The sequence below is a fragment of the Sphingopyxis lindanitolerans genome (assembly GCF_002993885.1).
Lineage (GTDB): Bacteria > Pseudomonadota > Alphaproteobacteria > Sphingomonadales > Sphingomonadaceae > Sphingopyxis > Sphingopyxis lindanitolerans.
Map to the genome: position 1 here is coordinate 168,647 of NZ_PHFW01000004.1, position 12,871 is coordinate 181,517.

14 protein-coding genes and 4 pseudogenes are annotated in these 12,871 nt (G+C 61.9%); 11 read left to right on the plus strand and 7 right to left on the minus strand.

Annotated features, from left to right (window positions below):
• Positions 1-27 precede the first annotated feature (27 nt).
• The 8 genes from CVO77_RS20565 (at position 28) to CVO77_RS20600 (ending at position 6,888) form a co-directional block, all read left to right on the plus strand.
• Entirely contained in the window at positions 28-1,866 is a 1,839-nt protein-coding gene (locus tag CVO77_RS20565; RefSeq protein WP_021246208.1) for an efflux RND transporter permease subunit, read from the plus strand.
• Complete coding sequence (locus CVO77_RS20570) at positions 1,859-3,262, plus strand: efflux transporter outer membrane subunit (protein ID WP_013038665.1); 1,404 nt, start codon at positions 1,859-1,861, stop codon at positions 3,260-3,262. Before CVO77_RS20565 ends, CVO77_RS20570 begins: the two co-directional genes overlap by 8 nt.
• Before the next feature lie 168 nt (positions 3,263-3,430).
• Positions 3,431-3,679 carry a type II toxin-antitoxin system VapB family antitoxin gene (locus CVO77_RS20575; RefSeq protein WP_007682496.1) on the plus strand — a complete coding sequence of 83 codons (249 nt, stop codon included), beginning with the start codon at positions 3,431-3,433 and terminating at the stop codon, positions 3,677-3,679.
• Positions 3,676-4,065 carry a type II toxin-antitoxin system VapC family toxin gene (locus CVO77_RS20580; RefSeq protein WP_007682494.1) on the plus strand — a complete coding sequence of 130 codons (390 nt, stop codon included), beginning with the start codon at positions 3,676-3,678 and terminating at the stop codon, positions 4,063-4,065. The genes CVO77_RS20575 and CVO77_RS20580 overlap by 4 nt, the downstream gene beginning before the upstream one ends.
• On the plus strand, positions 4,065-4,370 hold the full coding sequence (locus CVO77_RS20585) for a hypothetical protein (RefSeq protein ID WP_007682492.1): 306 nt from the start codon (positions 4,065-4,067) through the stop codon (positions 4,368-4,370). Before CVO77_RS20580 ends, CVO77_RS20585 begins: the two co-directional genes overlap by 1 nt.
• Positions 4,367-4,765 carry a hypothetical protein gene (locus tag CVO77_RS20590; protein WP_007682491.1) on the plus strand — a complete coding sequence of 133 codons (399 nt, stop codon included), beginning with the start codon at positions 4,367-4,369 and terminating at the stop codon, positions 4,763-4,765. The genes CVO77_RS20585 and CVO77_RS20590 overlap by 4 nt, the downstream gene beginning before the upstream one ends.
• Entirely contained in the window at positions 4,765-5,727 is a 963-nt protein-coding gene (locus CVO77_RS20595) for a tyrosine-type recombinase/integrase (protein ID WP_007682488.1), read from the plus strand. Before CVO77_RS20590 ends, CVO77_RS20595 begins: the two co-directional genes overlap by 1 nt.
• A gap of 63 nt (positions 5,728-5,790) precedes the next feature.
• Complete coding sequence (locus CVO77_RS20600; RefSeq protein WP_007683624.1) at positions 5,791-6,888, plus strand: IS630 family transposase; 1,098 nt, start codon at positions 5,791-5,793, stop codon at positions 6,886-6,888.
• A gap of 45 nt (positions 6,889-6,933) precedes the next feature.
• On the opposite strand, the pseudogene CVO77_RS20605 reads toward CVO77_RS20600, so the two are convergent.
• The 4 genes and pseudogenes from CVO77_RS20605 to CVO77_RS20620 form a co-directional block, all read right to left on the minus strand.
• Positions 6,934-7,257, minus strand: a pseudogene (locus CVO77_RS20605) (transposase); the annotation flags it as partial.
• 81 nt (positions 7,258-7,338) lie between these two features.
• Positions 7,339-8,202, minus strand: coding sequence for an IS21-like element helper ATPase IstB (gene istB, locus CVO77_RS20610; protein ID WP_004211466.1), 864 nt, complete (start codon positions 8,200-8,202; stop codon positions 7,339-7,341).
• Positions 8,199-8,696, minus strand: a pseudogene (locus tag CVO77_RS20615) (IS21 family transposase); the annotation flags it as partial. The pseudogene CVO77_RS20615 and the gene istB, both read right to left, overlap by 4 nt.
• Positions 8,697-8,747: 51 nt before the next feature.
• Positions 8,748-9,944, minus strand: coding sequence for an IS256 family transposase (locus CVO77_RS20620; protein WP_007684572.1), 1,197 nt, complete (start codon positions 9,942-9,944; stop codon positions 8,748-8,750).
• Between the two features lie 189 nt (positions 9,945-10,133).
• On the opposite strand from CVO77_RS20620, the gene CVO77_RS20625 reads away from it, so the two are divergent.
• Together CVO77_RS20625 and CVO77_RS20630 are read left to right on the plus strand one after the other, a co-directional pair.
• The gene (locus CVO77_RS20625; protein WP_007684564.1) at positions 10,134-10,682 is read left to right on the plus strand and encodes a TetR/AcrR family transcriptional regulator; all 549 of its coding nucleotides are present in this window, start codon (positions 10,134-10,136) and stop codon (positions 10,680-10,682) included.
• 152 nt (positions 10,683-10,834) lie between these two features.
• A complete protein-coding gene (locus CVO77_RS20630) occupies positions 10,835-11,098 on the plus strand; it encodes a hypothetical protein (RefSeq protein WP_007684562.1) in 264 nt (87 codons plus the stop codon).
• 37 nt (positions 11,099-11,135) lie between these two features.
• Here the strand turns inward: CVO77_RS20630 and CVO77_RS20635 are convergent.
• The 3 genes and pseudogenes from CVO77_RS20635 to CVO77_RS20645 all read right to left on the minus strand — a co-directional run.
• Positions 11,136-11,358: pseudogene (locus tag CVO77_RS20635) on the minus strand (histidine phosphatase family protein); the annotation flags it as partial.
• A 104-nt stretch (positions 11,359-11,462) separates the two neighbouring features.
• Complete coding sequence (locus CVO77_RS20640; protein ID WP_021246202.1) at positions 11,463-11,783, minus strand: type II toxin-antitoxin system YafQ family toxin; 321 nt, start codon at positions 11,781-11,783, stop codon at positions 11,463-11,465.
• Positions 11,752-12,033 carry a type II toxin-antitoxin system RelB/DinJ family antitoxin gene (locus CVO77_RS20645; protein ID WP_007684554.1) on the minus strand — a complete coding sequence of 94 codons (282 nt, stop codon included), beginning with the start codon at positions 12,031-12,033 and terminating at the stop codon, positions 11,752-11,754. The genes CVO77_RS20640 and CVO77_RS20645 overlap by 32 nt, the downstream gene beginning before the upstream one ends.
• Before the next feature lie 416 nt (positions 12,034-12,449).
• Between CVO77_RS20645 and CVO77_RS20650 the strand changes: the two are divergent.
• Positions 12,450-12,746: pseudogene (locus CVO77_RS20650) on the plus strand (transcription elongation protein SprT); the annotation flags it as partial.
• Positions 12,747-12,871 lie beyond the last annotated feature (125 nt).

Here is a 12,871-nt window from a genome sequence, read left to right on the forward strand (position 1 = left end):
GTTCCGTCCGTCCAATCTCCGCCAAGCATGCTCAAGCTTCACGATTTTTGCAACAGAGCCTTCGTGCCGATGGCCTTCTTCCCCGGGTCGACGGGCGGTATCTACCGACAGTTTTCCGTCACGCTGATCGTCTCGATCGGGTTCTCGGCGCTATTGGCGCTGACGCTCACTCCCGCGCTGTGTGCGACTTTTCTCAAGCCGCACGTACCCGAAAACCATCGCAAGGAGAATTGGCTCACGCGGCGAACCGGTCGCTTTTTTACTGGATTCAACAACTGGTTTGGACGTACGACTGATCGTTATCAAGGCGGCGTCGCTCGGATATTGTCGCGGCCTCTGCGCTGGCTCGCCATATTCATCGCGTTGGTCGGCCTGACGGTTATCTTGTTCTCGCGCCTTCCCGGTGGATTCCTCCCGCAGGAGGACCAGGGGACTGTCATCACTGTTGTACAAGCTCCCCCCGGCGCGACCCGTGAGCGGACTGAAGAAGCGGTGCGTCAGGTGAAGGAATTTTACAATCAGCAAGACATTGTGACGAGCGTGTTTGTGGTGCGAGGCTTTAGCTTCTTCGGCCAAGGCCAAGCGAATGGAATGATGTTCACGATGCTCAAGCCGTGGGAGGAGCGCTCCGGCGAGGAGAATAGCTCGCTAGCCTTGGTCGGAAAGGCGATGGGCTTCTTCACATCGATCAAGGAAGCCATGGTCTTTGCCCTCAATCCCCCCGCGATCGCCGAACTTGGCATCGCCGGCGGCTTTACCTTCAAATTGGAGGATGTCGGCGGCAACGGTGCTGAAGCGCTCTTCAACGCGCGCAATCAGCTGCTTGCCGCCGCGAGCCAGAGCCCGATCCTTGCCGGTGTTCGACCGGAGGGCCAGGAAGATGCACCTCAGCTGCGGGTCATGATCGACAGGATACAGGCTCGCGCCCTCGGCCTCTCGATTGGCGACGTTAACGGAACGCTCGCGATCGCTTTCGGCAGCGCATATGCCAATGACTTCAACCGTGAAGGGCGGATCCTGCGGGTGCTCCTGCAAGCCGAAGCATCTCACCGAATGACGCCACAGGACGTGCTCGACCTCAAGGTTCGAAATGCAGCCGGCGAAATGGTGCCCTTCGGCTCGTTTACACAGGTTGAATGGACATCGGGCGCGCAGCAGCTCCAGCGCTATAACGGCTATCCTTCGATGACCATTTCCGGGAACGCTGCCCCGGGCCAGTCGACTGGCGAGGCCATGGCGGAGATGGAACGGCTCGCCAATGCACTGCCGGAGGGCTTCGCATATGAATGGACGGGAATGTCCTATGAGGAGCAGCAGGCCGGCGGACAGGTCGGTATGCTGCTAGGCTTGTCTATACTTGTTGTATTCTTGCTGCTGGCCGCTCTCTACGAGAGCTGGTCCATCCCTGTTTCCGTGCTTTTGGTTGTACCGCTCGGCGTACTTGGCTCCGTCCTCTTTACGGTGATGAGGGGACTGTCCGCCGACGTCTATTTCAACGTTGGCATCATCACGATCATCGGCTTGGCCGCCAAGAACGCGATCCTGATCGTCGAGTTTGCGATCGAGCAAGAAGCGGAGGGCAAGACCCCGCTTGAGGCGACACTCGAAGCTGTGAAACTGCGCCTGCGCCCCATTATCATGACGTCGCTCGCCTTCATCGGTGGCATGATACCGCTCTTCATTGCTTCCGGTGCCGGTGCGGCGAGCCGAATCGCGGTTGGGACCGGTGTTGTCGGCGGAATGCTGGCTGCCACTGTGCTCGGAATTTTCTTCATTCCGCTCTTCTATCTGTCGATACGCCGCTGGCTCAGTAAGAAGCGGCCTGCTGCTCCCGGTCAGGCGCAACCGGAGCCCAATCATGCGTAGAGTCTTTGTGCTCACTCTGACATCGTTTCTGGGCGCGTGCCAGTTAGCCCCGCCTCACGCGCGGCCAGCGCTGCCGACCACTCGGGATTACCCCACCTCCTACGCGGGCGACGGGGTGCTCGGTCGGCGGGCGGTGGAAATCAGCTGGCGGGAGTTCTTCGCTGATCCTCAACTGGAGACCCTCATTGCCACCGCTCTCGAGCGGAACCGCGATCTCGCCGTTGCCGTAGCGCAGATACAGGAGGCGCGTGGTCTTTATCGAATCCAGGGTGCCGAACGGCTGCCTGCGCTCGGCGCCAACGGCGATGTGACTCGCAGCCGCACGCCAGGTTCGGCGATTGGCATTCCCGAAGTGGGTGCGATCACCGATACCCGCTACTCGATCGGCGTTGGCGTCACAGGATTCGAGCTCGATTTCTGGGGCCGGGTGCGCAACCTTTCTGACGCAGCGCGCTCGCAATATCTAGCAACCGTGCAGGCTGAACGGGCGTTCCGCCTCGCGTTGATCCGGGATGTGGCCTCGACCTATTTTGCTTCCCGGGAAGCCGACGAGCGGATCGCCCTTGCCGAAGCTACGGTACGCAGCCGGCAGGAAGGCCTCCGCATAGCCGAGCGTCGCCTTGAAGCCGGGGTGACTTCAGCTCTTGATTTTCGACAGGCGGAGTCGCTACTGACTCAAGCCGAAACGGAGTTGGCCAGCCTGCGCTTGGCCGAGGCGCAGAGTGAGAACTTCCTGGCCGTACTCTTGGGCGGACCCGTTCCTGTCGGGCTCACGGTGCCGCTGACGCTGGCTGACCAGAAAAACGGAACGGTGATTGCCGCCGGATTACCCTCCGAGCTGATGGTGACTCGACCGGACATATTGGCGGCAGAAGAGAAACTGCGGGCAGCGCGTGCCAATATCGGTGCTGCTCGGGCAGCCTTCTTTCCATCCATCTCACTAACCGGTAGTATCGGTTTCGCTTCAACTGATCTTGGGAATTTGATCGGAAACGAAGGACTGAGCTGGAGCTTTGGACCTTCGATCAGCCTACCCATCTTCGATTGGGGTGCGAGGAAGGGCAATCTGAGCGTGGCTGAGGCACGTGAGGATATTGCCATCGCCGAATACGAACGCACCATTCAGGGAGCTTTCCGCGAAGTTGCGGACGCCCTTGCCGGGCGCCGCTGGCTTGCTGAACAGGTCGCCGCGCAGGTTCGTGCCACTGCGGCACAGCGAGCGATCGCCGATCTTGCCCGCACTCGCTACCGCGAGGGCGTCGCAAATTACCTTGAAGTGCTCGATGCCGAACGGAATCTGTTCATCGCGGAACAGACACTGATACAGCTGCGTCGCGCCGAGCTGGATGCTCTCGTCTCTCTGTATGTCGCTCTGGGCGGCGGCCAGCAAGGGTAATGGTGGTAATGTTCCACCGACGGGCCTTGGCTATTGATCATGACAACCTACAGATCGGTCCGCCGATAAATTCCCTGACCTATATATGATAATGTCCTTTATCATACACTCTTCCCCTTAGGCGCGCTGCATGGTAGAAAGGTGGCTAATTTTCTAGAAAGGCGGACCATGAGCCTCAATGTTAAAGACCCTGAAGCCCATCGGCTTGCGCAGGCCATCGCCCAAGCGACCGGCCAGAGCATGACCCGCGTGGTGACGGAGGCGCTGCGCGAGCGCTTCGCCAGGATCGAGCGTCAGAAAAGCAAGGCGAGCGTCGCGGAACTGCTAACGATCGCCGATCGCGCCGCCACGCATGTGAAGCGCCCCTATGTCGATCATGCCGAACTGTTTTATGACGATAATGGCCTGCCGAAATGATCCTCGACACCTCGGCCCTGGTCGCGATCCTCTATCGCGAACCCGAAGCGGCGACCTTCGCACAAGCCATCCATGATGCCGATGCCTGCCGCATCAGCGTCGCCAGCTATGTCGAGCTGTCGATGGTCATCGAACGCCAGCTCGGTCCCGAAGGGATGCGCCAGACCGAAGCCTTCTTTCGCCGCGCCGGCATCACGATCGAACCGGTGACGCTCGATCATGGCGAACTGGCGCGACAGGCGTTTCTCGATTTCGGCAAGGGCCGCCACAAAGCGGGCCTGAACTTTGGCGACTGCTTTTCCTATGCGCTGGCCAAGGCGACCGACGAGCCGCTGTTGTTCAAGGGCAATGATTTTGCCCTGACGGACATAGAGGCGGCGGCATAATGCGCGCGGTGCACGACAAGATCGAAGGCCCCTTCGCCATCGAGGAGAATATCGCCCTCTATGGCATGGTCGCTGGCGATGCGACGCTGCATCGGGGCATCCGTTTCATCCTCCACGGCACAATTACGGGCAACCTGACGATCGAGACCGGCGCGCGCGCAATCATCCATGGCACGGTGGCGGGACGCATCTACAACGAAGGCGGTCGCGTCGAGATCTTCGGGATCGCCGATGCCGTCGCCAACGGCTCGCGCGACGCCATCACGATCATCGATCCCGCCGCCCATGTCCGGGGCCGGCCATGACCCAGATCGGCGGTGTCCCCGACATGCACGACGAGGATGATTACCCGTATGACAATCCCGTGTCCCGCGCCCAGGCCGAGAGCTTGCGGGAGCAGGCCCGCGCGGGCGGGTTGCGGTTTGAGGCCTATCTGCCCCCGGCGCTGGCCGACTGGCTGTTGGAACCGATCGAGCGCGGCATGTTCGCCGATCCTTCGGAGGCGGTGTTCGCGATCGTCGGCAACTTCCGCGATCTGGAGCCGCATCGTGATCTGCGCGACGCGTTGCTGCGCCGGTTGTTGCAGGCGGCGGTCGATGATCCGAGGCCGGGCACTCCCCATGAACAGGTGCAAGCGGAGATGGCGCGCCGTCGCGTCGAACCGCGCGCCGCGCCCGCACGCTGGCGGAGAGAGGGGTAATGGCTCAGCTCGCCCCCCTTCCCTCGCCCACGCTGGCCTTGCCGGCGCTGATCGCGTCGGCCGACGACCGCGCGCGGTTGCGGTTCCTGGAGTTTTTCGCCGTCACCATCCGCAACGCGCATACGCGCCGCGCCTATGCGCGCGCGGCTGGCGACTTCCTGACCTGGGTAGCGGCGCGCGGGGTCACGTCCCTTGGGGCCGTGCAGCCGCTCCACGTCGGCGCGTGGATCGAGGCGCTGGGAGGCGAGATGAGCGCGCCCAGCGTCAAGCAGCAGCTCGCCGGCGTGCGTCGGCTGTTCGACTGGCTGGTGATAGGCCAGGTCATGCCGGTGAACCCCGCCGCATCGGTGCGCGGGCCGGCGCATAGTCAGCGGCGCGGCAAGACGCCGGTGCTGGCCCCCGACGAGGCGCGGCGGCTGCTTGATACGATCGACGTGGGTGGGCCGGCGGGTCTGCGCGACCGCGCGCTAATCGGGCTGATGGTCTATTCGTTCGCGCGGATCGGCGCGGCGCTCTCCATGCGTGTCGAGGACGTTTTCATGCAGAACCGCCGTCTCTGGGTGCGGCTGCACGAAAAGGGCGGCAAGCAGCACGAAATGCCCTGCCACCATAATCTTGAGGACTATCTGACCGCCTATATCGACGGGTGTGAGCTGCGCGCGCAAGCCAAGGGGCCGTTGTTCCGCACGATCGCGCGCGGGACCAAGCGGCTAAGCGACACTCCCCTGCCCCAGGCCAATGCGTTCGCGATGGTGCGCCGACGCGCGGTGGCGGCCGAGATCGGCACGGCGATCGGCAACCATTCGTTCCGCGCGACCGGGATTACCACTTACCTGAAGAACGGCGGCACGCTGGAGACGGCCGCGACGATGGCGAACCATAGCTCCACGCGCACGACCCAGCTCTACGATCGGAGGCCCGATGACGTGACGCTCGATGAGGTGGAACGGGTGTTGATCTAGTCACCTGGAACTGAAGTAAGCTTCATTGTATAAGCCCTTGTAGATCAGACGGAGGTTAATGTGATGGCGGGCAGACGGGCGGATTTGGTTGTCTTGAGCGGAGATGACCGGCGTTTTCTCGAAGCTCAGGTCCGCCGCCACAAAGCGCCGCGTTCACTCTCTGATCGATGCCGGATGGTCCTGCTTTGTGCAGAAGGGCTGCAGAGCAAGGAAGTCGCCGAACGCCTGGGCGTTCACGAGCACACGGTTGGCAAATGGCGCCGCCGGTTCGTGCAGGCTGGCATTGAAGGACTGACTGACGAATATCGTGCGGGTCGGCCACGAACAGTATCTGACACGCAAGTAGCTCAGGTGATCGAGCGTACGCTGAACACGACCCCCAAGGACGCCACGCATTGGTCGATCCGTTCCATGGCCGCCAAGTCCGGGCTGTCACACACCACCATCCGCCGGATCTGGGGCGCGTTCGGCCTGCAGCCGCACCGGTCCGAGACATTCAAGCTGTCCACCGATCCGCTATTTGTCGACAAGGTGCAGGACATAGTCGGGCTCTACATGTCGCCGCCGAACCGGGCGATCGTGCTGTGCGTGGATGAAAAATCGCAAATCCAGGCGCTGGATCGCGAGCAGCCGGTCTTGCCCATGGCGCCGGGGGTTCCTGAGCGGCGCACCCATACCTACGTCCGCAATGGCACGACATCCCTGTTCGCCGCGCTCGACATTGCCACCGGCGCCGTGATCGGGAAATGCTACAAGCGCCATCGGGCAACCGAGTTCCTCGACTTCCTCAAGCGGATCGACGCCGCGATCCCCAAGGGGCCAGACGTCCACCTCGTGATGGACAACTATGCGACCCACAAGACGCCAAAGATCAAGGCCTGGCTCGCACGCCGCCCGCATTGGCATGCTCACTTCACACCGACTTCGGCGTCCTGGATCAATCAGGTCGAACGATGGTTTGCAGAACTGACCCGCAAGCAGTTGCAGCGCGGTGTCCACCGATCAACCGCTGAACTTGAGACCGACATCACCGCATTCATCGCGGCGCACAACGAAAACCCCAAGCCCTACAAATGGGTCAAATCCGCCGACGAAATCCTCGCCGCCGTCAAACGATTCTGCCAAAAAACAATGAGCCGAACTTCAGATTCAGGTGACTAGCACTACTTTGGCAGTTTTTGTTCAGGCCTGTCTACGAGGAGCTTTTCACAATGGGGGCACCGAAGTGGCGGAGGCCTTATGAAGATGTTCAAGATCGCCTGTCGGATAGCTGGCATGCTCGGTTGTGGCGGCGGCCCCCCGACTCTTTTTTTTCCGCCCCGCTGCTTTGAGACGGCGGGCTTGAAGGAAAGCGTATGCGATCATTGTCATCAATGCATGTCGATGTAATCCAACCCAGGAGCGGCCTTCGAAATGATCGAGGCCCAGTTCTTCCTTGAGCTGCTGATGTGCTTGCTCGCAGATCCATCTCGCCTTGATCGTCGCGGCGAGCATTTTGAGGGTGGCGTCGGCAGGTAAATTTGAGACGTAGTTATAGCGCGACGATCTGGGTGAGAGGTCAGCGACTATCAGGATGAGAACAGATTGTCGCGGCGGGTTCATGGTGCCGGGTTAGATTGTCGCTGGCAAGGGCGATTCTTCGCTCTGATTGTCGCTGATCGACATTTTCTCGATGGATTTGATTGTCGCGTATTTTGGGGTCCTTCCAGCCCCTGTCTGTCGCTGGAGGGCGGCCCTGCGACGATAGCTCTCGACATTCATCTCGAAGATGGTGGCGTGATGAACGAGACGGTCGACGGCCGCGAGCGTCATGGCGGGATCCGGGAAGACCCGGTTCCATTCGCCGAAGGGCTGGTTGGCCGTGATGAGCATGGATCGGCGCTCATAGCGTGCGCTGATCAACTCGAAGAGCACGGAGGTTTCAGCCTGATCCTTGGCGACATAGGCGAGGTCGTCCAGGATGAGCAGGTGGTATTTGTCGAGCTTGGCGATGGCGGATTCGAGCGCCAGTTCGCGGCGCGCGAGCTGAAGCTTCTGGACCAGCTCGGACGTGCGGGTGAACAGCACGCGCCAACCATTCTGGACAAGTTGCAGGCCGATGGCTGCCGCCAAGTGGCTCTTTCCTCCGCCCGGCGGGCCGAACAGGATGAGATTGGCGCCCTTTTCCAGCCATCCGTCGCCCGAGGTCATGGCCGTGACCTGCGCCCGCGAGACCATCGGCACGGCGTCGAAGGCGAAGCTGTCGAGCGTTTTGCCCGGTGGTAATCGTGCGTCGCTCAGATGACGTTCGATCCTACGCCGGTCACGTTCGGCCATTTCATGCTCGGTAAGTGCAGCGAGCAGTCGGGTGGCGGGCCAGCCCTCCTTGTCGGCACGTTCGGTAAACTCGGGCCAGATCACCTTGATGGCAGGAAGCCTCAACTCGTTGAGGATGAAGCTCAGGCGCTGGGCATCGACGTTATGGGCCTTGGTCATGCGGCCTCTCCCAGCAGCAGGGCATCGTAGTCGGTCAGGGGGCCAAGCTCGACCACCACCTCGGGCAGCGCGGCCGGATCGGGCGAGAAGCGCGTTCGCAACGCGGCGATGTCAGGCAGCCGGCCTTCGTCAAGGTCCTGGGCGAGAAGATCGGCAAGCTCGGCCTCGCAGGCCCGTTCATGGGCCATGGACAGCAACTCGACCATCTTGCGGCAAGCGTCACGCTCGGACATGGCTTCGAGCAGCCGTTCGAACATGAGCCTGTACGCCTCGCGCGGGAACAACTGGTCGCGATAGGTCAGCTGCAGCAGGGCCATCGGCTTACGCCTGAGGCTATGGATCACGTGACGGTAATCCACCACATAGCCATGTTCGGTAGCGCTTTTCGGGCGACCGCGTGGCCGGGTCATGAGATAACTGCCGCCCAGGAACAGATCGAGCCGATCATCGTAGAGGCGCACACGCAGTCGATGCCCGATCAACCGTGACGGCACCTTCGTTGGTTGTGTGCGTCAAGTTCTGCAAATTGGCGGTCATGGTGCTGGTCATGCGGCTTTGCGTAGTTCGGTTTTCTTCTGCTCGCGCAGTTCGTCCATATTGAGGTAGCGGTTGGCTTCGAGCCAGTTTTCGTGGGTTTCGACGGCGAGTGCGCGGACCAGGCGCAGGCAGCTGGGGGCGTTGGGGAATATCCGCACGACATAGGTTCGCCGCCGGATTTCCTCATTGAAGCGTTCGAGCATGTTGGTGCTTTTCATGTGCTTGTGATGCCTGCGTGGCAGCCGGTAGAAGGAGAAGGTCTCCTCGATCGTCTCCTCGGCCCAGTCGGTGAGCCTGGGATATTTGGCGCTCCATCGGGCGAGCCACTGGGCGAGATCGGCGCGGGCCTCGGCGAGGTTGCGCCGGTCGTAGAGCCAGCGCAGTTCCTGCAGGCAGTCGTCGTCGGCCTTCCTTGGCAAGTGATCGAGCGCGTTCCTCAGGAAGTGCACGTAGCAGCGCTGGTATGCGGCGCCGGTCAGCACCTCGCGGATCGCCGCGCGCAGGCCGGCATGATCGTCGGCGACGACGAACTCGGTGCCATGCAGGCCCCGGTCACGCAGGCGCAGCAGGAAGTCCTTCCATGACGTGGCGCTCTCGCGATTGGCCATCTCCACGGCCAGTATCTGCCGCCTGCCGTCCCAGTCGATGCCGATCGCGATCAGCACCGCCTGGCTTCCAACCACGCCGCCTTCGCGCACTTTCTCGTAGCGGGCATCAAGGATCAGATAAGGGAACGGCTCGTCGAGGCGGCGCTGGGCAAAGGCCGCCAGGCTGCCATCGAGCTTCTTGTTGATCGCCGAGATCGTCGAGGCCGAGAAGGCATGGCCGCACAGCTCTTCGGTGATCGCCTTGACCTTGCGCGTCGAAACGCCCTGGACATACATCTCGGCCAGCGTCGCCACCAGCGCCTGCTCCGACCGCTGGTAGCGCTCGAACAGCTCGGTCGAGAAGCGCCCGGCACGGTCCTGCGGCACCCGCAGCTCCAGCTTGCCGACCCGCGTCACCAGCGTGCGCGGGTAATGCCCCGAACGGTAGCCGAGCCGCGCATCGCTGCGCTCGCTCTTGCCCGCGCCCAGCGCCTCGTCCATCTCGGCTTCCAGCATCGCCTGCATCACGCTGCGCACAATCTCGCGAAGCGCATCCGGCTCCTGCGCCAGCAACTCTTTGACAGCGGATACAGCAGGCTTAATCTCGGTCCTGGTCATGGCGGGTCTCCTCGGTGACGTTGAACATCACCAGCCTGCCATGACCGCCTCGCTCCTCAAGCGATTTTGCAGAACTTCACGCACACTACCCATTCGTTCCGATCAATCCACTAGGGAGGTATGGTGGCAAAAAACAATTCGGTCGCAAGAGTGCGGGGACCCCGCTCTGCGGCGCGGCGGCAGCATATATTGGCCACGACCCGCGATCTCTTCGTCAAACGCGGATTCCATCAGACCGGGATGGCCCAAATCGCCAGTTCATCCGGCATCGCGGTGGGGCAGATCTATCGGGACTTTGCCAACAAGGAGGCGATCATTGCCGCCATCTGCGAAGCCGACCTTGCTGAATGGCTCGAGGAAGAGACGCTGGAGACGGCGGTCGCGGTGGGGGATCGCGAAGGTATCCTCGCCTGGATCGAGCGAATCGCCATCGATGAGCCATCGCATGAAAATCGCCGCATGATGTGCGAATTCGTGGCCACAGTGGGGTGTAACCCGATCATCGCCGAGATCAATCGCAAGGCGGATGTCCGGCTGCGCACCAGCCTGGGAGCGGCGCTGGCCTCTTTGGCGCCGGGCGCATCTCCACAGGACAGATCAACGGTGGTGGACTTCATCATCACCATGTCCTGGGGAATGGTAGCGGGGGCCGAGCTGTTTCCTTACCGAGACCACAAAATCTTGCGCCACTACATGGCGTCGCTGTTCCGCCGGGAACTCGCCGCAATGTGCAATTGAGGACCTGCTCAGTGCGCGCGGACCAAGGCTGGCGCAGCTCGATTGGCATTTTGGTGAGCTGAAGGTCCCCGGGCACTGGACAATTGTTCAGCATCATATCATCTTCTCATTACAGGCCGAGGAATACGGTCGCTCCAGAGGATACCGGAAAGATGATGAACAACGATAATGTGGCCCCCGGCGACAAGGCAATGATCCTGTTGCAAAGCCTGATCTGCTATTTGCGAGAAAAGAACGTCCTGTCGCGCGCCGACATCGAGGAACTGCGAAATCGCGTGGAGGCCCGGATGGCTACACCGGACAGCGGTCTGTCCTGCGCCACCGCGCTGGTCGCCGCCGCCGTGAACGAGATGCGGGAACTGGATGACTATTGCGGCAAGAAGTATGGTGGCAAGCACCGGCGTCAGGTGAACTGAGGCGTCCATCGCTGCATCGCAGGATTGTTTTAAAGCTCTCTCCTATGGGCCACGTCTCGACCCGCACGGCGGGGAAACGCGATCAGCAGCGCGGCGCTCTGCCGGGTGCGGGTATAGGTGACGTGATACTGCGGGGTCGGCTTCGGGCAAGCTCGCGGTAACCTGGCGCGTCTGTTCGTGGCCTCGATCGTCGCCAGATCGTGACAGGGCATGCCGGCATTGCCGGTGCTTTCGCCGTGGCGGATGAATATGGCCTTCATGGCTTCCCCTTCATTGCTGGCGAGCGCTATCCAAGCGATATACAAAAGATAGCCAAACAGTAGCGCTTCGCTTGCTTTTCTTGTGTTCGCCAGGAAGCGGCAGGCTATTCGAACAGTTCCGAATGCGTGCCGGCGCGCACGAAGTTCACCAGATTTCCCTCGATCGTGTAGATGAGCAGGAAGTCGCCGCCGATATGGCACTCGCGATGATCGCTCCAATCGCCTTTGAGGGCGTGGTCCAGCCATTCCGGGCCAAGCGGCGCGTCGTTGGCGATGAGGAGCATCATCGCTTCCTTGAGCTGCTTCATGTTGTAGCGCCCGCTGCGCGACAACCGCTCCCAATCCTTCGCGAACCGCTTTTCATAAGACGCCTCTCGGGGGAGCGAGGCGCGCTTACTGCTGGCGGGCTTCTTGGTCGAGGGCATCAAAGACTTCCTGAGGATCGGTGAAACGGGCGCGGCGGGCCTTCATCGTGGCGCGAGAGGCTTCGATGGCTGCCCGTGTTTCGGCGTTCGGCACTTTCAGCTCGAACGGCAAGGCATGATCCTTCGCGACCCGGGTGAGCGTCATGCGGACCACATCGGATACGGTCAGCCCCAGTTCGGCCAGGACGGCGGCGGCTTCATCCTTCAATGTTTCGTCGATGCGCGCACGCACGAAAGCGGTAGCGGCCATAAGAACCTCCTGTGATCCGTGTTCGATGTAGCTCAACTGAGCTACAATTACAACCATTGTGCGCCTGCCGCTTGCGCGGCACCGTGGCTCTAGTCGCTGCGCTCCCCAAGCCCGCACGCGGTCTTGGCCATTCGGTGACGATCCACATGGCGGGCGAGATCGCGTGCGCGGATCTCGGGGACAAGGTGCCGGCGCTGGCCGGCATGTCGTTTGTTCAGTGGGGAGAGGACGTTCCGCCCCCCCTCTCCCCAGCAACGGGAATAGACGGGCCGTGGCTCGCTCGGCTGGGCCTCGCTGCGCCCGCTCCACCCCGTCGATTCCCGCTGCCCCCCTCTCTCGCCGGCGTTCTTGGGCGTCCGTGTTCCGGCCGATGGCATGGCCATCGCCGGACAGGCGATCTGAAGGGAATAGAGACGATGACCCACGACAACCGGGAAAGCTGGCTCAATCGGGTGGCGGCGGGCATGGCCCCGCTCTTTGAGGCGCTGGAAGCTCCCCTGCCCGACCGGGTGCGCGTGGCGATCGGCTTCACCAGCGCGGGAGCCAAGGGCAAGGCGATCGGCGAGTGCTGGGATAACCGGCTGAGCGCGGACGGCCATTTTGAAATCTTCATCCGTCCGGACCTTGCCCATGCGCCCGACGCCATGCCGGCACAGATCGCGGCCATCCTCGCGCATGAACTGGTCCATGCCGCTGTCGGCATCCCGGCAGGGGGCTCTGTTGCAAAGATTGGCGGCAGTCAGAGGTAGGCTGTCGCTCTGCGCCGATCAGGCGGCTGCTGCGAAATGGTGGTTGAGCATGCCCATGGCCTCCGTCAGCGCCGAGGGCCCAATGCCAA